General features: G+C 65.7%; 14 protein-coding genes and 1 pseudogene. 11 read left to right on the top strand and 4 right to left on the bottom strand.

The features are described from left to right. Positions 1–369 precede the first annotated feature (369 nt). Positions 370–1,002: a lytic transglycosylase domain-containing protein gene (locus ACV229_RS32300; RefSeq protein ID WP_448087149.1), complete on the top strand. Its 633-nt coding sequence runs from the start codon at positions 370–372 to the stop codon at positions 1,000–1,002. Between the two features lie 104 nt (positions 1,003–1,106). Here ACV229_RS32300 and ACV229_RS32295 read toward each other — a convergent pair whose 3' ends face one another. From ACV229_RS32295 to ACV229_RS32285, 3 genes are all read right to left on the bottom strand, one after another. Beyond that, entirely contained in the window at positions 1,107–1,832 is a 726-nt protein-coding gene (locus ACV229_RS32295) for a response regulator (RefSeq protein WP_448087148.1), read from the bottom strand. Positions 1,833–1,947: 115 nt separating this feature from the next. Next, positions 1,948–4,032, bottom strand: a complete 2,085-nt coding sequence (kdpB, locus tag ACV229_RS32290; protein ID WP_448087206.1) for a potassium-transporting ATPase subunit KdpB — start codon at positions 4,030–4,032, stop codon at positions 1,948–1,950. A gap of 384 nt (positions 4,033–4,416) precedes the next feature. Continuing rightward, complete coding sequence (locus ACV229_RS32285; RefSeq protein ID WP_448087147.1) at positions 4,417–5,205, bottom strand: GNAT family N-acetyltransferase; 789 nt, start codon at positions 5,203–5,205, stop codon at positions 4,417–4,419. Between ACV229_RS32285 and ACV229_RS32280 the strand changes: the two genes are divergently transcribed. From ACV229_RS32280 to ACV229_RS32240, 9 genes and pseudogenes are all read left to right on the top strand, one after another. Then, the gene (locus tag ACV229_RS32280) at positions 5,180–5,551 is read left to right on the top strand and encodes a hypothetical protein (RefSeq protein ID WP_448087146.1); all 372 of its coding nucleotides are present in this window, start codon (positions 5,180–5,182) and stop codon (positions 5,549–5,551) included. The genes ACV229_RS32285 and ACV229_RS32280 overlap by 26 nt on opposite strands. Positions 5,552–5,561: 10 nt before the next feature. Further along, entirely contained in the window at positions 5,562–5,642 is an 81-nt protein-coding gene (locus tag ACV229_RS32275) for a potassium-transporting ATPase subunit F (protein ID WP_423221133.1), read from the top strand. A gap of 75 nt (positions 5,643–5,717) precedes the next feature. Beyond that, positions 5,718–7,520 carry a potassium-transporting ATPase subunit KdpA gene (gene kdpA, locus ACV229_RS32270; protein WP_448087145.1) on the top strand — a complete coding sequence of 601 codons (1,803 nt, stop codon included), beginning with the start codon at positions 5,718–5,720 and terminating at the stop codon, positions 7,518–7,520. A 45-nt stretch (positions 7,521–7,565) separates the two neighbouring features. Next, complete coding sequence (gene kdpB / locus ACV229_RS32265) at positions 7,566–9,713, top strand: potassium-transporting ATPase subunit KdpB (RefSeq protein WP_448087144.1); 2,148 nt, start codon at positions 7,566–7,568, stop codon at positions 9,711–9,713. A gap of 32 nt (positions 9,714–9,745) precedes the next feature. Continuing rightward, entirely contained in the window at positions 9,746–10,765 is a 1,020-nt protein-coding gene (locus tag ACV229_RS32260; RefSeq protein WP_448087143.1) for a potassium-transporting ATPase subunit C, read from the top strand. Positions 10,766–11,042: 277 nt separating this feature from the next. Further along, entirely contained in the window at positions 11,043–11,693 is a 651-nt protein-coding gene (locus ACV229_RS32255) for an NADPH-dependent FMN reductase (protein ID WP_448087142.1), read from the top strand. A 217-nt stretch (positions 11,694–11,910) separates the two neighbouring features. After that, a complete protein-coding gene (locus ACV229_RS32250) occupies positions 11,911–12,126 on the top strand; it encodes a transcriptional regulator (protein ID WP_448087141.1) in 216 nt (71 codons plus the stop codon). Positions 12,127–12,222: 96 nt separating this feature from the next. After that, complete coding sequence (locus ACV229_RS32245) at positions 12,223–13,125, top strand: ferritin-like domain-containing protein (RefSeq protein ID WP_448087140.1); 903 nt, start codon at positions 12,223–12,225, stop codon at positions 13,123–13,125. 1,008 nt (positions 13,126–14,133) lie between these two features. After that, positions 14,134–14,208, top strand: a pseudogene (locus ACV229_RS32240) (ESPR domain-containing protein); the annotation flags it as partial. A gap of 614 nt (positions 14,209–14,822) precedes the next feature. Here ACV229_RS32240 and ACV229_RS32235 read toward each other — a convergent pair. Next, positions 14,823–15,464, bottom strand: a complete 642-nt coding sequence (locus ACV229_RS32235) for a hypothetical protein (RefSeq protein ID WP_448087139.1) — start codon at positions 15,462–15,464, stop codon at positions 14,823–14,825. Between ACV229_RS32235 and ACV229_RS32230 the strand changes: the two genes are divergently transcribed. Beyond that, positions 15,346–22,636 (top strand): beta strand repeat-containing protein (locus ACV229_RS32230; protein ID WP_448087205.1); only part of this gene is annotated, 7,291 nt, incomplete at its 3' end. The two genes, ACV229_RS32235 and ACV229_RS32230, sit on opposite strands and share 119 nt — an antisense overlap.

Here is a 22,636-nt window from a genome sequence, read left to right as displayed (position 1 = left end):
TACACAACCTCCCTTACGCAACTGCCCTTACGCAATCACCCTCTACGCAATCACCCTCTACGCAACCACCCTCTACGCAATCACCCTCTACGCAATCACCCTCTACACATCCTCCCCTACGCAACCGCCCCTACACAACCACCCACTACACAACCACCCTTAAGCAACTCCCCTTACGCACCCGTTATTACACAACCGCCTTTACACAACGTTTACCCGCCGTCCACATTTATTTCGACGATTGCAATGCAGGAGTGCATATAGTCAAAGGTATCCGAATCACGGTGCCACGACATGCACGGAATCCACGAAGCGGGTCACCGGCAAGGCCGGCACAAACGCCCGGCCACCACCCTGAAATTACTGCTGATGGCAGCCGCCCTTGCGCTGTCGGCAACTGTCGCGCCTCCTCCCGCAGGCGCGCAGGTTGCCGTCGCGCCCCTCACTCCCGCCGCCGAGGCGCCAGTTGATCCATCGACTGACGCGCCAACCGATGTGCCCGCCGATGCGCCCGCCGATGCGCCCGCCGATGCGCCGTTCGCGCTCGACACAGTCGTCGCGACACTGCGCAAGCGCTTTCACGTCGCGTATGCGGACGCGCGGGCCATCGCGCACGCGGTGCAGACCGAGTCGGACCGCTACGGACTCGCGCCGGCGCTGTTGCTCGCGATCATCGCAGTCGAATCGGGTTTCGATCGCCATGCGGTCAGCGTCGTGGGCGCACGCGGGCTGATGCAGGTCCTGCCCGCCGCGCATCGCGATCTCGTCGCCCATGTGAAGGACCTGTCCGATCCCGCGACCAACGTGCGGATCGGCGCGGCGATCTTCCGTGGCTATCTCGACGATGCGGACGGCGATGTCGAAACCGCGCTCGTCCGCTACAACGGCGGGACGAAGCGCTATGCGCAGCGCGTCGTGCTGCGCGTGCAGCAGTTCGACGCGCAACTCCGCCGGCCGGCCGTTTCCACCGTCGACGACGCTCGCTCGGCGAGCGCGCAGTAAGCGGGCACGCGGGACAGCACACGCCGTCGCGCCGGCGCGCGGCAACCGCGAGCCACGATCCTTCAGCGCGTCGACGCTGCGCTGCATCCGGCTGCCCGCCATCGCTATTTCCCCGACTCGACCGACTCGCGCGACTCGGCGCCGCTCAGCCGATAGCCGACTCCAGCCTCCGTCAGAATGTATTCGGGCCGCCGCGGATCGCGTTCCAGCTTGCGGCGCAGATGCCCGACATAGACGCGCAGGCAATGCGGATCCTTCTCGTGCGCGGCTCCCCACACTTCCTGCAGCAGCCTGTCATGCGTCAGCAGCCGTCCGGCGTGATGCGCGAGCACCGCGAGCAGCCGGTACTCGATCGGGCTCAGGTGCACGCGCGCGCCGCTGCGCAGCACCTGCCGGTCGCCGAGGTCGACGGTCACGTCGCCGAATTGCACACGCGCGTCGCGAACGTGCGCGATGCCGGCCTGCCGACGCAAGTGCGCGCGAATGCGCGCGATCAGCTCGGCCGAGCCGAACGGCTTGGTCAGGTAGTCGTCGGCGCCCGCGTTGAGCGCGGCGACCTTGTCGGCCTCCGTGCTCAGCGCCGACAGCACGATCAGCGGTGCAACGGACTGGTCGCGCAGCGCGTGGATCAGCGCGACGCCGCCGAGGTCCGGCAGGCAGATGTCCGCGACGATCACGTCGGGGCGTCGCGCGGCGACCGCCGCGACGCCTTCGGCGCCGGTCGCGGCTTCGCACACGTGCATGTGCTCCGCCTTGAGCGCGGCGTGCACGAAATGACGGATGAACCGGTCGTCGTCCACGACGACGACGACCACGGACGGTTCGCTCATGCGGGAACGGTCCGATGCGGGCGGGATGCGCGCAACGGTGCCGGTCGTTGCGCACGGCCGCCGGACAGCGGCTCGACAGGAGCGCGACGACCGTGCGCGGGCTTCGGTTTCATGATCAGGCCCATCCGAACGCGACCAGCATCATGTCGATCAGCTTGATGAACGGGAACGGCAGCAGCATTCCGCCGAGCCCGTAGATCAGCAGGTTGCGGCGCAACAGCGGCGCCGCGCCGAGCGGGCGGTAGCGCACGCCCTTCAGCGCAAGCGGGATCAGCGCGACGATGATCAGCGCGTTGAAGATCACCGCCGACAGGATCGCCGACGACGGCGACGCCAGATGCATCACGTCGAGCACACGCAGTTGCGGATAGGTCGTCGCGAACGCGGCCGGGATGATCGCGAAGTACTTCGCGACGTCGTTCGCGATCGAGAACGTCGTCAGCGAGCCGCGCGTCATCAGCATCTGCTTGCCGATCTCGACGATCTCGATCAGCTTCGTCGGGTTCGAGTCGAGGTCGACCATGTTGCCGGCTTCCTTCGCCGCCTGCGTGCCGCTGTTCATCGCGACCGCGACGTCCGCCTGCGCGAGCGCCGGCGCGTCGTTGGTGCCGTCGCCCGTCATCGCGACCAGCCGCCCCGCCGCCTGATGCTCGCGGATCGTCGCGAGCTTCGCCTCCGGCGTCGCTTCCGCGAGGAAATCGTCGACGCCCGCTTCCGCGGCGATCGCCGCCGCGGTCAGCCGGTTGTCGCCCGTCACCATCACGGTCTTGATGCCCATCTTGCGCAGCTCCGCGAAGCGCTCCTTGATGCCGCCCTTCACGATGTCCTTCAGCTCGATCACGCCGAGCACGCGCGCGACGCCTTCATGCCGCTCCGCGACGACGAGCGGCGTGCTGCCGCGGCGCGCGACGTCGGTCACGAGCGTATCGACCTCGTGCGCAACACGTCCGCCGTGCACTTCCACGTAGTGCCGGACCGCATCGGCCGCACCCTTGCGGATCTCGCGGTGCGGCGCGCCGGACGACGTCCCCTCGGGGGACAGGTCGACGCCGGACATCCGCGTCTGCGCGCTGAACGACAGGAACACGGCGTGGAGCGCATGCATGTCGCGCTCGCGCAGGTTGAAGCGCTGCTTCGCGAGCACGACGATGCTGCGGCCTTCCGGCGTCTCGTCGGCGAGCGACGACAGTTGCGCGGCATCGGCAAGCATTTCCTCGGTCACACCCGGCGCGGGCATGAATGCCGAAGCCTGCCGATTGCCGAGCGTGATCGTGCCGGTCTTGTCGAGCAGCAGCACGTCCACGTCGCCGGCCGCTTCCACCGCGCGGCCCGACGTCGCGATCACGTTCGCCTGCATCATCCGGCTCATCCCGGCCACGCCGATCGCGGACAACAGGCCGCCGATCGTCGTCGGGATCAGGCACACGAGCAGCGCGACGAGCGCGGTGATCGTCACCACGTGGCCCGACTTCAGCGCTTCCACCGCGAACGTCGAAAACGGCAGCAGCGTCGCGGTCGCGAGCAGCAGCACGATCGTCAGTGCGACGAGCAGGATCGTCAACGCGATTTCGTTCGGCGTCTTCTTGCGCTTCGCGCCTTCGACCATCGCGATCATCCGGTCGAGGAACGCCTCGCCCGGATTGACGCTGACGCGCACGACGATCCAGTCCGACAGCACGCGCGTGCCGCCCGTCACCGACGAGAAGTCGCCGCCCGATTCGCGGATCACCGGCGCGGATTCGCCGGTGATCGCCGATTCGTCGACCGACGCGACGCCTTCGATCACGTCACCGTCGGCGGGAATCGTGTCGCCGGTCTCGACGAGCACGATATCGCCCTTGCGCAGGTCGCTGGACCCCATCACCTCGACGGCAGCCTGTGCGCTCGGCGCCGCGAGCTTCTTCGCGACGACGTTGTGTTTCGCGCTCCTGAGCGACGCGGCCTGCGCCTTCGAACGGCCTTCGGCGAGCGCTTCCGCGAAGTTCGCGAACAGCACCGTGAACCACAGCCACAGCGCGATCGCGACGATGAAGCCCGCCGGCGCCTCAGCCTGGCCGGCGAGCGCGGCAAACCACAGGATCGTCGTCAGGATGCTGCCGACATACACGCAGAACATCACCGGATTGCGGAACTGCGTGCGCGGCGTGAGCTTCCGGAACGCGTCGACGATCGCCGGCCGCACGAGCGCAGGATCGAACATCGAGCGCGCGGCGGTGCGCGCCTGGCCGAGATTGTCCGGGCGATGGCCGGTTGGAGGGGCTTGGAACATGGCGATTTTTCCTCGCGGCGCGGCGGCGGCTTCGGTTCGGCATCCGGCCCACGGGATTGCGGGCTGGCCACGGTAGCGCGCCGGCACGCACGGCATCCGTTTCCACTTGAACCATCATATGAAGACCCGCGTGAAAATCGCGGCAAAGGCATGCACCGAAGCGTAAAAATCGCGTAAAGAAGCGGTGCAGAACGCACGCGGGTACGCACGCGCACGAGTTGTCTCCCGCGCCGCGCATCGACTGCCGCCGGCAAGACGGCGGTATCGGGATCGTCAGATCAGGATTCGGGGGCCGCGGAAAATCCTCAAGCGCGCCTACTTCGCCGCGCCGTGCCCATGCAGCCGCACGCGCCACGGCGACGACCGCCAGCTCGCTGCGCCGGCCGCACGCCGAGCGGCCGACCGCACGGCCGGGCGGCTGCGCATCCCGTCCCGGGCCGTCACGATCACGCGTGCCGGCAGCGCGCGGGCGACGCGCCGCACGGCTGCCGCGCGGATCGCGAACCGCGACGCGGGCGTCGCGCGGCGCGCATGCAGCGCGGCCGGCCGCTTGCACAGAATCGCGCTGTCGTAGCGCTTGCCCGCGAACCGCACGACGTCGACGACCTCGAAGCCCTGCGCGCGATAGAACGCGAGCAGGTGCGCGGCCGGCTGCGGCGTGTCGAGCGCGAGCAGCGTAAACCCGCGCGCCGCGGCCCATTGTTCGGCGAACGTCAGCAGCATCGCGCCGATCCCGCGGCCCTGCCAGTCGGGATCGACCGCAACCTGCCGCACGCTGGCGACGCTGACATGGCGATACAGCGAGCATGCGGATGCCGCATCGGTCGTATACAGCGTCATCGTGCCGATCACGCGCGCGCCGCTCACCGCGACGAAACACTCGCCCGCTTCCGCGCGTTGCCGCGTGACCGCCTCCGTCTGATCGACGCACGTGCAGTTCAGCCCCATCGCGCCGAGCCGCGCGAACGCGCGATGCAGCATGCCGGTGAGCGCCCCGTAGCCGTCGAACGCGGGATCGAAGCGCCGCACGACGACGCGCTCGGCGCGCGGCGCCGGCAACGTGACATGCAGGCGTTCGATGGCTTCGTTCGACGGTGACGACATGGTTTCGCTCCTTCGCTTCGGTTGCCCGAAGTCTATGAGCGCGCGCTTCGCGCTCGCAAGAAAAAATGTCGTAAATGTCGGGCTGCGGCGCATGCGGATTCGCCCGCGTTTTCGGCGGATTTCCCTCCGGATTTACGACATTTTTATTTGCGCCGCCCTATACCGTCATCAAGCGATCCACGCGCGTCGCTCGATGCTGCGCGTGGCGCGCCGAAACATCGGAATCGCCTTTTTTCATCGGGAGCAACTGATGAACCTGTACTTCTGGCTGCCGCTGCTGTTCGCGCTCGGCCTGGGCAGCCTCGTGCTGTGCCTGCTGTTCGTCGACGCGTGCGAACGCATCTGAGGAGACGCTCATGGCCTGGCTTGCCGCAATCGTTTCCGCATTTGCCTTTGTCTATCTGTTCGCCGCGATGATCCGGCCGGAATGGTTCTGACGTTCTGACCTTCCGGCACCGGCACGCGCGTGCCAATTCGAGCGTCGCTCTCCGCCGACGCAGGGGGAATGGCCCATGTGGACCCTACCGCTACTGATCCTCGTCGCGGCAATCGCCGTGTCGATTCCGCTCAGCCGTTACATGTCCTGGATCATGGACGGCCGCTACCATGCGCCGCGCCTGTTGCGCTGGTTCGAGGCACGGCTCGACAGCGGCCAGCAGAACTGGAAGCAGTACACGGTCGCGCTGCTCGCGTTCAACGCGGTGCTGTTCGTGTTCGGCTTCGTCGTGCTGTCGCTGCAGCCGCTGATGCCGCTGAACCCGCTCGGACGCGGGATGCTCGCGCCGTCGACGATCTTCAACACGGTCATCTCGTTCATGACCAACACGAACCTGCAGCACTATTCGGGCGACCAGCATCTGTCGAACTTCAGCCAGATCTTCTTCATCCTGCCGAACATGTTCATGTCGGCGGCAGTCGGGCTGTGCGCGCTGACCGCGATCATCCGGCTGTTCCGTGGCCAGTCGCTGATCGGCAACTTCTTTGTCGACATGTGGCGCGTGATCGTCTACATGTTCGTGCCGATCGCGCTCGTCGTCGGCACGATCTTCATTCATGAAGGCATGCCGATGACGCTGCAGAGCGACGTGCAGGTAACGACGCTCGAACCCGCCGCGATGGGCACGACGGACAACGGCCAGGCGAAGCAGCAGACGCTGATCGTCGGCCCGGTCGCCGCGGTGATCCCGATCAAGATGCTCGGCACCAACGGCGGCGGCTTCTACGGGATGAACAGCGCCCACCCGTATGAAAACCCGAGCGCGCTGTCGAACTTCCTGACGACGCTCGCGATGATGATCTTCCCGTTCTCGCTCGTGCTGATGTACGGCCGCATGCTCGGCCGCGTGCGTCACGCGGTCGTGATCTACAGCGTGATGCTGTCGATGATGATCGGCCTGATCGCGTGGGCCGTGTACTTCGACACGCTGCAGCCGAACCCGGCATTCACCGCGCACCCGGTCGCGCGCACGTATCCGCTCGCGGGCACCACGCATTCGGTGACGATCCCGCCGGTGGCCGCGCTGCCGGTCGACCAGCACCTCGGCAACCTCGAGGGCAAGGAGCTGCGTTTCGGCACGTCGGCCGGCGCGACCTTCGCGGCGATCACGACCGACGTCACGTGCGGCGCGGTCAACGCCGAGCACGACAGCCTGAACCCGCTCGCGGGCCTGTCGCCGCTGATCGGGATGTGGCTCAACTGCGTGTTCGGCGGCAAGGGCGTCGGGATGATCAACCTGCTGCTGTTCCTGATCGTCGGCGTGTTCCTCGCGGGCCAGATGGTCGGCCGCACGCCCGAATATCTCGGCCGCAAGGTCGGCGCGCGCGAGATGAAGCTCGCGATGATCGCGCTGCTCGTGCACCCGATCCTGATCCTCGGGCCGAGCGGCGTGTTCTCCGCGACCGACTGGGGCACGAAGGCCGAGGCGAACCCCGGCGCGCACGGTTTCAGCGAGATCACGTACCAGTTCTCGTCGGCGTCCGCGAACAACGGCTCCGCGTTCGACGGGCTGAGCACCACCTACGGGCTGAACGCGAACCCGAACCCGGCGCCCACCGCCGTGCAGTGGGACACGTCGACGGGCCTCGTGATGCTGTTCTCGCGCTACCTGCCGATCGTCGCGCCGGTCGCGATGGCCGCGTTCCTCGGCCGCAAGAAGACCGCGCCGGCGACGCTCGGCACGATGCGCGACGACACCGCGACGTTCGGCTTCCTGCTGCTCGGCACGATCGTGATCGTCGGCGCGCTGCTGTTCCTGCCGGTCGCGGCGCTCGGTCCGCTCGCCGATCACCTGGGGCCGATCCCGTTCGGCGGATGACGCACCACGCATCAAGACGCAACCTGACTTCAGGATCCAATCATCATGAAAACCACGCACATGACGCCTGATGCCGTCCATGCCGAGCCGAAGCCGCCGCGCAAGCCGCGCGACCGGCTGTTCGCGCCGGACCTGGTGCGCATGGCGCTCAAGCAGTCGCTGATCACGCTGCGGCCGGACATCCAGTGGAAGAACCCGGTGATGTTCGTCGTCGAGATCGGCGCGGTGCTGACGCTCGTGTTCATCGTGCAGATGGCGCTCGGCGCCGCGCACAGCCAGGCGCCGCTCTCCTACTTCATCGCGCTGTTCGTGTGGCTCGCGCTGACCGTCGTGTTCGCGAACTTCGCGACCGCGATCGCCGAAGAGCGCGGCAAGGCGCAGGCCGACGCGCTGCGCCGCGCGCGCCACGACACGCAGGCGAACCGGCTGCGCGACGACCGCTCGTACGAAACCGTGTCGTCGAGCGCGCTCAAGCGCGACGACCTCGTGCTCGTCCGCGCGGGCGAGGTGATTCCCGGTGACGGCGACGTCGTCGAAGGCACGGCCTCCGTCGACGAATCGGCGATCACCGGCGAATCCGCGCCGGTGATCCGCGACGCGGGCGGCGACCGCTCGGGCGTGACGGGCGGCACGACGGTGCTGTCCGACGAGATCGTCGTGCGCATTTCCGCCGGCCCGGGCGAATCGTTCCTCGACCGGATGATCGCGCTCGTCGAAGGCGCGGTGCGGCAGCGCACGCCGAACGAGATCGCGCTGACGCTCGTGCTGTCCGCGTTCACGCTGATCTTCCTGATCGTCGTCGTGCCGCTGTGGCCGATGGCGCTGAACGCCGAGCGCTACATGACGAGCTACCTCGGCCTGTCCGACCAGTTGCACAGCCTCGGCACCGACGTGCCGACGCTCGTCGCGCTGCTCGTGTGCCTGATCCCGACGACGATCGGCGCGCTGCTCGCGGCGATCGGCATCGCGGGGATGGATCGCGCGCTGCGCGCGAACATCATCGCGAAGAGCGGCAAGGCGGTCGAAGTGGCCGGCGACATCGACACCGTCGTGCTCGACAAGACCGGCACCATCACGATCGGCAACCGTCGGGCGACCGGCTTCATGCCGGTCGGCAGCGCCGACGAGAACGAGCTGAAGCGGCTCGCCGCGCTCGCGTCGTTCGGCGACCAGACGCCGGAGGGCAAGAGCATCGTGTCGGTCATATCGCCGCTCGCGCCGTACACGGTCGACCATCACGTGCCGAAGGAAGCGAAGGTGATCCCGTTCACCGCGCAGACGCGGATGAGCGGCGTCGACCTGCCCGACGGCCGGACGGTCCGCAAGGGCGCGCCCGATGCGGTGATCGCGTGGGTGCGCGAGCACGGCGGCGAAGTGCCGTTCGGCCTCGCGCCGATCCTCGAGCACGCGGGCCAGCAGGGCGCGACGCCGCTCGTCGTCGCGAACGGCAACGAGATCGCGGGCGTCGTGATCCTCGAGGACATCCTGAAGCCCGGCATCCGCGAGCGGATCGGCCACCTGCGCAGCATGGGCCTGCGCACCGTGATGGTGACGGGCGACAACAAGCTGACCGCGGCCACCATCGCGGGGCTCGCGGGCGTCGACACGTTCATCGCGGAAGCGACGCCGGAGCGCAAGCTCACGTACCTGCGCGAAGAGCAGGCGGAAGGCAAGCTCGTCGCGATGATGGGCGACGGCACCAACGACGCGCCCGCGCTCGCGCAGGCCGACGTCGGCCTCGCGATGAACTCGGGCACGCAGGCCGCGAAGGAAGCCGGCAACATGGTCGATCTCGACAGCGACCCGACCAAGCTGATCGAGGTGATCGAGATCGGCAAGCAGTTGCTGATGACGCGCGGCGCGCTGACGACGTTCTCGATCGCGAACGACGTCGCGAAGTATTTCGCGATCGTGCCCGCGCTGTTCGCCGGCACGTTGCCGTGGCTCGGCGCGATGGACGTGATGCATCTGCATTCGCCGACGTCGGCGATCCTGTCGGCGGTGATCTTCAACGCGCTGATCATCCCGCTGCTGATCCCGGTCGCGCTGAAGGGCGTGCGCTACCGCGCGCTCGGCGCGGACGCGCTGCTGCGCCGGAACCTGCTGGTCTGGGGGCTCGGCGGCGTGATCGTACCGTTCGCGGGGATCAAGCTGATCGATGTCGTGATGACGACGCTCGGCCTCGTGTCGTGAGCGACACGCCGGCGAAAGTGAGGGAGAGTGCCATGTTGCGCCACCTGTCGAAAAGTCTCTGGCTGCTCGGGTTCATCGTCGTGCTCGTGTGCGGCATCTACCCGGGAATCCTGTGGGTGATCGGGCAGACCGCGTTTCCGTTCCAGGCGAACGGCAGCATCGTCGACGGCCCCGACGGCAAGCCGGTCGGCTCGCTGCTGATCGCGCAGCCGTTCACGCGCGACGAGTACTTCCAGAGCCGTCCGTCCGCGGTGTCGTATGACGCGTCGGCGTCCGGCTCGTCCGCGCTCTCCGCGTCGAACTACGCGCTGCGCGACCGCGTCGCGCGCGCGATCGGCCCGATTGCGCGCTATGCGGGCGGCCCGAAGGCCGGCCAGCTCGTCGCGCCCGACGTCGAAAGCTGGTTCCAGGCCGACCATGCGGGCGGCAAGCCGCACATCGTCGCGCAATGGGCCGATGCACACAATTCGCTCGCGCAGGGGTGGGTCACGGCCGACGCGACGCACGGCGCGTATGTCGACGCGTGGGCGAAGCAGCATCCGCAAGCGGTCAAGCAATGGATCGCGGCGAACCCGTCGACGCCGCAGCCGAAAGCGCCCGACCTCGCGGTGCCGTTCTTCGAGTCGTTCTCGGCCGAGCATCCGGGGATGTTCCCGTCGGCCGTCACGCACACCGGCGCGGACGGCAAGAAGACGACGGCGATCGAGCCCGTGAACACCGGCGCGGACATCCAGTCGATGTTCTTCGACACGTGGCGTCAGGATCATCCGGACGTCGCGCTGCAGAACGTGCCCGGCGACTTCGTGACGACGTCGGGCTCGGGGCTCGACCCAGACATCACGCTCGCGAATGCGCTGTTCCAGCTCGATCGCGTCGCCGGCGCGTGGGCGACCGATACGAAGCGCCCGGTCGGGGAGATTCGCGCGGAAATCGCCACGCTGCTGCAGCGGGACGCGCATGCGCCGTTGGCGGGGCTCGCGGGCGAACCGGTCGTGAACGTGCTGCAGGCCAATCTCGCGCTGCGCAGGATGTATGGGGCGCCGCCGGCGTGATTGAGCAGGACGAAAAAAAGCCCCGCCTGCATCCAGCCGGCGGGGCCAACCCATGTCAGTAGAGACATCATGGAGGAGACGGAGGCCATCATATCGACGGGTCCGTGCGCACCCAACCAAGCATTTCTGCTATCGATCTGCGATCGCCGCGCACGATTCACCCGTCCGGACGGCATATCGATAGAACGAAAAGTCGTTTTCAGACTGGCTCCGGGGTCGTTACCATCTGGTTTTAAGCCTGTGCTTAGCCGGGCACCCCATCCCCGAGGAGCACCCCTTGACTGCATTCGATCAACATCGCCGGCCGTTCGTCGTCGGCATCGGCGGCACCACCCGCGAGGCCTCGTCGACCGAGCGCGCGCTGTCGTTCGCGCTGCGCGGCGCACAGGCAGCCGGCGCCCGCACCCGCCTGTTCGACGGTCCGTTCCTGCATACGCTGCCGCACTACGCGCCCGAACAGAAGACGCTGACCGACGCGCAGCGCGACCTGATCGACACCGTGCGCCAGGCCGACGCGATCATCATCGCGACGCCCGGCTATCACGGCGGCGTCTCCGGTCTCGTGAAGAACGCACTCGACACGCTCGAGGAGCTGCGCGCGGACGAACGCCCGTATCTCGACGGCCGCGCAGTGGGCCTGATCGTGACCGCGTACGGCTGGCAGGCGGCCGGCACCGTGCTGACGTCGCTGCGCTCGATCGTCCACGCGCTGCGCGGCTGGCCGACGCCGTTCGGTGCAACCGTCAACACGCTCGAAACGCGTTTCGAGGGCCCGGACAGCTGCTCGGATCCGAAGGTCGTCGCGCAGCTCGAGACGGTCGGCGCGCAAGCCGCCGAGTTCGCGCTCGCGTTCGCATCGCATCGCGCGGCGTCGCATGCGGCGTCGGTCGACGCGCTCGCGCCGGTGCTGAAGATCGCCAACCACTGACGCCGCCTTCCGCCTTCCGCCTTCCGCCTTCCGCCTTCCTCCGCCCGCGCCCGCGCCCGGTGTCGCTCGCCGCGCGCGGGCGGCGCACATTCGCGCGCCGCGCGTTCACCGTCGATAACGATTCGGCCGGCAGCGTGATTTGCATTGGCCGAAAGATTGGTTCACGCGGCGCGCGGGTTTTCGTACGCTGAAAGCCCGATCCTTCTCCGCGCATGCCATGAATCGCACGATCCGCTACAAGGGCTACGAAGTCGCGCCTGCCGCTGCCCGGCTGCCGAACGGGCTGTTCGCCGCCAACCTGACGATCGAGAAGGCCAGCGCCGGCCCGTCGCGCGCCGTGTCGTTCGACGCGATCGATTTCTTCTTCGAAGAGGAACATGCGCTCGCGTACGCGTCGCGCTGGGGCCGCCTCTGGGTCGACGCGCACGCTTGACCTGCGTCACGCAGGTGTCAGCAAGGCCGCACGAAAATACGTGAATCACGGAGCCGTGGCACAATTTTTCGGTCCGTAATCCCGATACCAAGAGCCATGACTGACGCGCTGCAGGATGTGCATGCAGCAGCAGATCACGCAATGCGCAACTGGACCTTCGAGAGGCAAGGCCCGGTAAAAATCGGTTCCGATGCGCACAAGCAGATGTTCTGCCGCATGCTGCTCGACACCCACAACCCGTACAAGCCGGCGGTGATCGACTGGCCGCCGCTGAAGCCCGACGAACTCGATCGGCTCACGTCGCTGCCGATCTGGGACATCGCCGTGCAGACCGAAGGCCGCGCGTCGATCCGCGTCGCGACGTTCGCGTCGACCTTGACCGACCCGCTGCTGAAAGAGGCGCTCGACATGGACGGCGGCGAGGAAGCACGCCACAAGGTCGTGCTGTCGAGGCTCGTCGACGCGTACGGGATCAAGCTCGCGCCGGAACCCGCGTATCCGGCCCCGAAAGACGCCGAATGGGCATGGGTGGTGACGGGCTTCAGCGAGTGCATCGACAGCTTCTTCGCGTTCGGGCTGTTCCGCTCCGCGCAACGCTCCGGCTACTTCCCGCCCGAACTCGTCGACACCTTCGAGCCGGTGATCCAGGAGGAAGGCCGGCACATCCTGTTCTTCGTCAACTGGTTCGCGTGGTACCGGCGCAATATGCCGTGGTGGCACCGGCCGTGGTTCTTCGCGCGCGTGGCCGCCGTATGGACGTTCCTGATCTGGGAACGGATCGGCATCGCACGCGGCATCGACGCCGACGGCGTCGCGCACGACGCGAATTTCGCGAGGACCGGCAGCGCGGCCGTCGGCGACGCGCTCCATCCGCGCGAGCTGATCGAGCTGTGCCTTGTCGAGAACGATCGGCGCATGGCCGGCTACGACGAGCGGCTGCTGCGTCCGACGTTCGTCCCGAGCATCGCGCGCTTCGCGCTGAAGTTCATCGGGAAGTGAGCGTCGTCGGCGTTGTCGTTGGCTGTGCCTGACAACCGTCCGCGCAGTGAGTCCCCGCGACACGCACTGCGCGGATTTCCTCATACCCGTTCCACACGCCAACGCCCGCCCGGTTGCCCGGCGCGCGAGCGGCTCTTTTCTTCGGACGCGGACGTCCGGCGTTCGCCTGTTGCTTGGCTGAGAATTCGCACCGTCTGCGGCTATCTGCCTTGTGCAAACCGCCGAACGTGTGTGTGAGACCCGGCAGTGTTTCCGCGCTTGTCGAGTGTCAAGGCATGCGCCGGGAATTAAATTACGACTTCCTTTCGAATTCTGCCAATGCTGCAGAGCCTGGCCGGACACTCTAAGTAAAAATTACATGGTTCAGCGCCCGAGATCCGTGCAGCAACGGTCATTCCCCTTCCATCCCCGCTACACGGAACGCTGCTCGTCGTGATCTCGCCTCCGCCCACGCCAGCGCGGCCGATGCGCCGATCAGCATAGTCGATCTCGCGACTCATGCAGCCCTTCGCGTAAATCAAATCTGTCTCAAAATGAGACATAAAATCGAAAAACATTCAAAGCATATCAAACTTAATACGTTAAATTGCATGCACCATAATCCACCAATCTCTTCAATTTAAACATTACAAAACTGAAAGAAACATTCGAATGGCAAACGTTTGCCGCCCTTCTTGTCAGATCATTAGAAACTATCAGGAGGCAAAGCAGCCGGAGAATCGCTCCCAAACCATTGTAATCAAAGGGCTACATCTTTCGACCTGGCGAACCGACAATCTTTCAATATCATTGATCATACCTATCTGTCGCATCACTTAACAGTCGCACGAATAGCCAAAAACTAACCAAATTTAAACATTAAACCCCTCCAGATTTATCAATCCTTATCAATCTCAAAAACATCGCTCAAATACACTCCGTTCCAAATTAGAGATTTGCGCGAGCACGGGGTTAAATCATCGGAAGAAATGCCTGGTGTGTTGCGTGATTATTTGGAGGTAGCCAGGCATGAACCGCACATACCGCTCGATCTGGAACGAATCGCTCGGCGCATGGGTCGCCGCATCGGAAATTTCTACCGCTCGCGGCAAACCGAACAAGTCCGCCGTGGCGAAGGCCGTCGCGGCTGCTGCGATGGTCACCGGGGTGACACTCCTGGCCGGTGTTCCGCTGGCGAACGCCGCGACCTACACCGGTTCACAGGTATGCAACTCGGGGGCAGGGATCGGGCCGGACGGCGTTACGTCGTACGGCGCGGCAACGAGTCCCATCGACGGAAGCGGCACATGGTCGAACGTGGCGGGATGTAACGCCAACGGCGGCAATTTCCTTGGCGTCACTCTGTTCGGAAGCTATACGACTGCCACCGGTCAGGCCGCCACTGCAATCGGCATGGGGGCCTATGCCACCCAATTCGGCACGGCGGTCGGTCACCAGGCGACCGCGTCGGGCGCGTTCTCGGCTGCGTTTGGCTTCAACGCGCTGTCGTCCGGCACGTCGAGCTATGCGCTCGGGAACGGCGCGTCGGCAACGGCGGCGAACGCCGTCGCGATCGGGCACTTTACGAATGCGCGCTCGGCGTCGACCGTTTCAATCGGCGACAGCAACCAGGTTTCGGCTACCGCCGGCCTCGGGGCGACGGCAATCGGCTATCAGTCGACGGCGAGCACCGGCATCGGCGCGGTCGCGATCGGTAATCAGCAGTCGGCCAGCGGCAACGGCGCGGTCGCAATCGGCGATCCGAACGTCGCGACCGGCACCGGCGCCGTTGCGGTAGGCGCGAACAATACCGCGAACGGACAGGGCGCCATTGCGCTCGGCAACTCCAATACGTCGACCGGGACGGGTTCCGTCGCGCTGGGCAACACCAGCGTGGCGACCAGCAGCGCGGTGGCGATCGGCAGTTCGGCAACCGCGACGGGCACGAATGGCTCGGTTGCAATCGGCAACTCGGTGACGTCAACCGGCACTGGATCGATAGCGATCGGCAACAGCGGGAGCTTCAGCGCCAAGGCCATTGCCTCCGGCTCGGATGCATTGGCGCTCGGCAACGGCTCGACCGCGAGCGGGACGGCAGGTTCGGTCGCCCTGGGTTCGAGTAGTGTGGCCACGAATTCGTACGCGACCGCATTGGGCGCAAACTCCAACGCGTCCGGCACCGGATCCGTCGCGATTGCGCAAGGGTCCAGCGCAACGGCCACCAATGCGCTGGCGCTCGGCGTGAGCTCGACGGCAAACGTAGCGAACTCGGTTGCCCTCGGCAATGGCTCGGTGACGAGCGCTACCGCGACGACGGCAACCGGCGGCACCGGGACGGTCAGCAGCACCACGATCGGCACGCAGACGTTCGGCACCTACGCAGGCGCGAGCGCGGCGAACGGTGTGGTCAGTGTCGGCGCGCCCGGCACGGAACGCCGCATCCAGAACGTCGCCGCCGGCCTCGTCGGTGCGGCCAGCACGGATGCGATCAACGGCAGCCAGCTTTACGCGGTCGCCAGCACGACGACGTCGAGCATCGCCAGTTTGTCCACGTCAGCGTCGACGGGTATTTCGTCGGCCAATAGCTCGATCGTTTCGCTTTCCACGTCGACGTCGACCGGGATCAGTACGGCGCAAAGTGGTGTCGCGTCGCTGTCGACGGGCCTGAGCTCGACCAACAGCTCGGTCGCGTCGCTGTCGACTTCGGCTTCGACCGGCATCAGCACCGCACAAAGCGGCGTCGCGTCGCTGTCCACTGGCTTGAGCTCGACCAACAGCTCGGTTGCTTCGCTGTCGACTTCGGCTTCGACCGGCATCAGCACCGCACAAAGCGGCGTCGCGTCGCTGTCCACTGGCTTGAGCTCGACCAACAGCTCGGTTGCTTCGCTGTCGACGTCCACGTCGACCGGCATCAGCACTGCGCAAAGTGGCGTCACTTCGCTGTCCACCGGCCTGAGCACGGCTGTCTCTACCACCAACAACCTCGGCAACAGCACCGCCGCGGCACTCGGCGGCGGCGCCACCTACAATCCGGCGACAGGCACGATCTCCGCGCCGTCGTACACCACATACAACGCGAACGGCACGACGACGACGGCCAACAATGTCGGCTCGGCGATCAACAACATCAACAGCCAGGGCATCAAGTACTTCCACGCGAATTCGACCGCCGCAGACAGCCAGGCCCTCGGCACCAACTCGGTCGCGATCGGCCCGACCGCTGTCGCGAACTTTGCTGGCGACGTCGCACTCGGTTCCGGCTCGGTGACGGCCGCCGCGAACCCAACCTCCAGCGCAACCATCGGCTCGACGACGTACGGCACCTTCGCCGGCGCCACGCCGTCCAGCGTCGTGAGCGTCGGCAACACCGGGGCGGAACGTCAGATCACCAACGTCGCGGCCGGCCGGATCACGTCGACCAGCACCGATGCGATCAACGGCAGCCAGCTCTATGCGGTCGCGAGCACGACCGGTTCGAGCATCACTTCGCTGTCCACGTCGACTTCGACCGGCATCAGCTCGCTGTCGACCGGCCTGTCGAGCACGAACAGCACCGTGACGTCGCTGTCCTCGACGCTGTCGTCGTCCAATAGCGCAATCGCGTCGCTGTCCACGTCGACCTCGACCGGCATCAGCTCGCTGTCGACCGGACTCAGCTCGACGAACAGCTCGGTAACGTCGCTGTCGACTTCGGCTTCGACAGGCATTTCGTCGGCCAACAGCTCGATCACTTCGCTGTCCACGTCGACCTCCACCGGGATCAGCTCGTTGTCGACTGGCCTCAGCTCGACCAACAGTTCCGTCGCTTCGCTGTCGACGTCGACCTCCACCGGCATCAGCACCGCACAAAGCGGCGTCAACTCGCTGTCGACCGGCCTGAGTTCGACCAACAGCAGCGTTGCGTCGCTGTCGACGTCCACGTCGACCGGCATCAGCACCGCGCAAAGCGGCGTTAACTCGCTGTCCACCGGCTTGAGCTCGACCAACAGCAGCGTCGCCTCGCTGTCGACCTCGACTTCGACCGGCATCAGCACTGCACAAAGCGGCGTCACTTCGCTGTCCACCGGCCTGAGCTCGACCAACAGCAGCGTCGCCTCGCTGTCGACCTCGACTTCGACCGGCATCAGCACTGCACAAAGTGGCGTCACTTCGCTGTCCACCGGCCTGAGCTCGACGAACAGCTCAGTCGCGTCGCTGTCAACGTCGACCTCCACCGGCATCAGCACCGCACAAAGCGGCGTCACTTCGCTTTCCACTGGCCTGAGTTCGACGAACAGCTCAGTCGCGTCGCTGTCGACGTCGACCTCGACCGGTATTAGCACCGCACAAAGCGGCGTTAACTCGCTGTCCACCGGCCTGAGCTCGACCAACAGCAGCGTCGCCTCGCTGTCGACCTCGACTTCGACGGGCATCTCGTCGGCCAACAGTTCGATCGCGTCGCTGTCAACGTCGACCTCGACCGGCATCGGCTCGCTGTCGACTGGCCTGAGCTCGACCAACAGCTCGGTTGCTTCGCTGTCGACTTCCACGTCGACGGGCATCAGTACCGCACAAAGCGGCGTCAACTCGCTGTCCACCGGCCTGAGCTCGACCAACAGTTCGGTTGCGTCGCTGTCGACGTCGACCTCGACCGGCATTAGCACCGCACAAAGCGGCGTTAACTCGCTGTCCACCGGCCTGAGCTCGACCAACAGCAGCGTCGCCTCGCTGTCGACCTCGACTTCGACGGGCATCTCGTCGGCCAACAGTTCGATCGCGTCGCTGTCAACGTCGACCTCGACCGGCATCGGCTCGCTGTCGACCGGTCTGAGCTCGACCAACAGCTCGGTTGCTTCGCTGTCGACTTCCGCGTCGACGGGCATCAGTACCGCACAAAGCGGCGTCAACTCGCTGTCCACCGGCCTGAGCTCGACCAACAGTTCGGTTGCGTCGCTGTCGACGTCCACCTCCACCGGCATCAGCACTGCGCAAAGCGGCGTCACTTCACTGTCCACCGGCCTGAGCTCGACCAATAGCGCCGTCGCTTCGCTGTCGACCTCGACTTCGACGGGCATCTCGTCGGCCAACAGTTCGATCGCGTCGCTGTCAACGTCGACCTCGACCGGCATCGGCTCGCTGTCGACTGGCCTGAGCTCGACCAACAGTTCGGTTGCTTCGCTGTCGACTTCCACGTCGACGGGCATCAGTACCGCACAAAGCGGCGTCAACTCGCTGTCCACCGGCCTGAGCTCGACCAACAGTTCGGTTGCTTCGCTGTCGACGTCCACCTCGACCGGCATCAGCACCGCGCAAAGCGGCGTCACTTCGCTGTCCACCGGCCTGAGCTCGACCAACAGCAGCGTTGCTTCGCTGTCGACGTCCGCGTCGACTGGCATCAGCTCGCTGTCTACCGGTCTGAGCTCGGTCACTGCCACAACCAACAACCTCGGCAACAGCACCGCCGCAGCACTTGGCGGCGGCGCAACCTACAACCCGGCCACCGGCACGATTTCGGCCCCCTCGTACACCACGTACAACGCGAACGGCACGACGACGACGGCCAACAGCGTGGGCGCCGCGATCGACAACATCAACAGCCAGGGCATCAAGTACTTCCACGCGAATTCGACCGCGCCGGACAGTCAGGCCCTCGGGACCAACTCCGTCGCGATTGGCCCGAACGCGGTTGCGAACAACGCCGGCGACGTCGCCCTCGGTTCCGGTTCCGTCACCACCACCGCTAACCCGACCAGCAGCGCAACCATCGGCTCCACGACGTACGGCAACTTCGCCGGCGCCACGCCGTCCAGCGTCGTCAGCGTCGGCGCAGCCGGAGCCGAGCGCCAGGTCACGAACGTCGCGGCAGGCCGGATCACCTCGACCAGCACCGACGCGATCAACGGCAGCCAGCTCTATGCCGTCGCAAGCACGACCGGTTCGAGCATCACTTCGTTGTCCACATCGACGTCGACCGGCATCAGCTCGTTGTCCACTGGCCTGTCGAGCACGAACAGCACCGTTACATCGCTGTCCTCGACGCTGTCGTCCTCCAGCAGCGCGATCTCATCGCTGTCGACTGGTCTCAGCTCGACCAATAGCAGCGTTGCATCGCTGTCGACTTCAACGTCGACCGGCCTCTCGTCGGCTAACAGCTCGATCACCTCGCTGTCCACGTCGACTTCGACCGGCATCAGTTCGCTGTCCACTGGCCTCAGCTCGACCGACAGCACGGTCACGTCGCTGTCGACCTCCACGTCGACGGGCCTCTCGTCGGCCAACAGCTCGATCACCTCGCTGTCCACCTCGACTTCGACTGGCATCAGCTCGCTGTCGACTGGCCTCAGCTCGACCAACAGCTCGGTCACTTCGTTGTCGACGTCCACGTCGACCGGCATCTCGTCGGCCAACAGTTCGATCACCTCGCTGTCCACGTCGGCCTCGACCGGGATCAGCTCACTGTCGACTGGCCTGAGCTCGACCGATAGCACGGTCACGTCATTGTCGACCTCCACGTCGACGGGCCTCTCGTCGGCCAACAGCTCAATCACGTCGCTGTCCACCTCGACTTCGACTGGCATCAGCTCGCTGTCCACTGGCCTCAGCACGACCGATAGCACGGTGACGTCGCTGTCGACGTCCACGTCGACGGGCCTGTCGTCGGCCAACAGCTCGATCACCTCGCTGTCCACGTCGACTTCGACCGGCATCAGTTCGCTGTCGACGGGCCTCAGCTCGACCAACAGCTCGGTTGCATCGCTGTCGACCTCCACGTCGACCGGCCTGTCGTCGGCCAACAGCTCGATCACGTCGCTGTCCACGTCGACCTCGACAGGCATCAGCTCGCTGTCGACCTCAACTTCAACGGGCCTCTCGTCGGCCAACAGTTCGATCACCTCGCTGTCCACCTCGACCTCGACCGGCATCAGCTCACTGTCGACTGGCCTGAGCTCGACCGATAGCACGGTCACGTCATTGTCTACCTCCACGTCGACGGGCCTCAGCTCGACCAACAGTTCGGTCGCTTCGTTGTCGACCTCGACTTCGACTGGCATCAGCTCGCTGTCCACTGGCCTCAGCTCGACCAACAGCAGCGTTGCATCGTTGTCGACTTCCGCGTCGACGGGCCTCTCGTCGGCCAACAGCTCGATCACGTCGTTGTCCACCTCGACTTCGACTGGCATCAGCTCGCTGTCGACGGGCCTCAGCTCGACCAACAGCTCGGTTGCATCGCTGTCGACCTCCTCGTCGACCGGCCTCTCGTCGGCCAACAGCTCGATCACCTCGCTGTCCACCTCAACTTCGAACGGCATCAGCTCGCTGTCGACGGGTCTCAGCTCGACCGATAGCGCGGTGACGTCGCTGTCGACGTCCACGTCGACGGGCCTGTCGTCGGCCAACAGCTCGATCACCTCGCTGTCCACCTCGACTTCGACCGGCATCAGCTCGCTGTCCACCGGCCTGAGCTCGACCAACAGCTCCGTCGCCTCGCTGTCGACCTCGACCTCGACCGGCATCAGCTCGCTGTCTACTGGCTTGAGCTCGACAAACAGCTCGGTTGCGTCCCTGTCGACGTCCACATCGACCGGCTTGTCGTCGGCAACGAGCTCGATCACGTCGCTGTCCACGTCGACTTCGACCGGCATCAGTTCGCTGTCCACTGGCCTCAGCTCGACCGACAGCAACGTTGCATCGCTGTCGACGTCCACGTCGACCGGCCTGTCGTCGGCCAACAGCTCGATCACCTCGCTGTCCACCTCGACTTCGACCGGCATCAGCTCGTTGTCCACTGGCCTCAGCTCGACCAACAGCAGCGTTGCATCGTTGTCGACTTCCGCGTCGACGGGCATCTCGTCGGCCAACAGCTCGATCACGTCGCTGTCCACTTCGACCTCGACCGGCATCAGCTCGCTGTCCACTGGCCTCAGCTCGACCGACAGCACGGTCACGTCGCTGTCGACCTCCACGTCGACGGGCCTGTCGTCGGCCAACAGCTCGATCACCTCGCTGTCCACCTCGACTTCGACTGGCATCAGCTCGCTGTCGACCGGGCTGAGCACGACCGATAGCACGGTGACGTCGCTGTCGACGTCCACGTCGACCGGCCTGTCGTCGGCCAACAGCTCGATCACCTCGCTGTCCACCTCGACTTCGACCGGCATCAGCTCGTTGTCCACTGGCCTGAGCTCGACAAACAGCAGCGTTGCATCGCTGTCGACGTCCACGTCGACCGGCCTCTCGTCGGCTAACAGCTCGATCACCTCGCTGTCCACTTCGACTTCGACCGGCATCAGCTCGCTGTCCACTGGCCTCAGCTCGACCGACAGCACGGTCACGTCGCTGTCGACCTCCACGTCGACGGGCCTCTCGTCGGCCAACAGCTCGATCACGTCGTTGTCCACCTCGACCTCGACCGGCATCAGCTCGCTGTCGACCTCGACTTCGACGGGTCTGTCGTCGGCCAATAGCTCGATCACGTCGCTGTCCACTTCGACCTCGACCGGCATCAGCTCGCTGTCGACCTCGACTTCGACCGGCCTGTCGTCGGCCAACAGCTCGATTACCTCGCTGTCCACCTCGACTTCGACCGGCATCAGCTCGCTGTCGACGGGCCTCAGCTCGACTGACAGCTCCGTCGCATCGCTGTCGACCTCCACGTCGACGGGCCTGTCGTCGGCAACCAGCTCGATCACCTCGCTGTCCACCTCGACTTCGACCGGCATCAGCTCGTTGTCGACTGGCCTCAGCTCGACTAACAGCTCGGTTGCTTCCCTGTCGACGTCCACGTCGACCGGCCTGTCGTCGGCCAACAGTTCGATTACGTCGCTGTCCACTTCGACCTCGACCGGCATCAGCTCGCTGTCGACCTCGACTTCGACGGGCCTCTCGTCGGCCAATAGCTCGATCTCGTCGCTGTCCACCTCGACTTCGACCGGCATCAGCTCGCTGTCGACTGGTCTCAGCTCGACTGACAGCTCGGTCGCTTCGCTGTCGACGTCCACGTCGACAGGTCTGTCGTCGGCGAACAGTTCGATTACGTCGCTGTCCACTTCGACCTCGACCGGCATCAGCTCGCTGTCGACCTCGACTTCGACAGGCCTCTCGTCGGCGACCAGCTCGATCACCTCGCTGTCCACGTCGACCTCGACCGGCATCAGCTCGCTGTCCACTGGCCTCAGCTCGACCGACAGTTCGGTTGCTTCGCTGTCGACGTCCACGTCGACGGGCCTCTCGTCGGCAACCAGCTCGATCTCGTCGCTGTCCACTTCGACTTCGACCGGCATCGGCTCGCTGTCCACTGGCTTGAGCTCGACAAACAGCTCCGTCGCATCCCTGTCGACGTCCACGTCGACCGGCCTGTCGTCGGCAACCAGTTCGATCACCTCACTGTCCACGTCGACCTCGACCGGCATCAGCTCGCTGTCGACCGGCCTCAGCTCGACCGATAGCTCCGTCGCATCGCTGTCGACGTCCACGTCGACGGGCCTGTCGTCGGCAACCAGCTCGATCTCGTCGCTGTCCACGTCGACTTCGACCGGCATCAGCTCGCTGTCCA

The organism is Burkholderia sp. MR1-5-21, from assembly GCF_053427715.1.
This window is presented reverse-complemented; position numbering and strand designations above follow the sequence as displayed.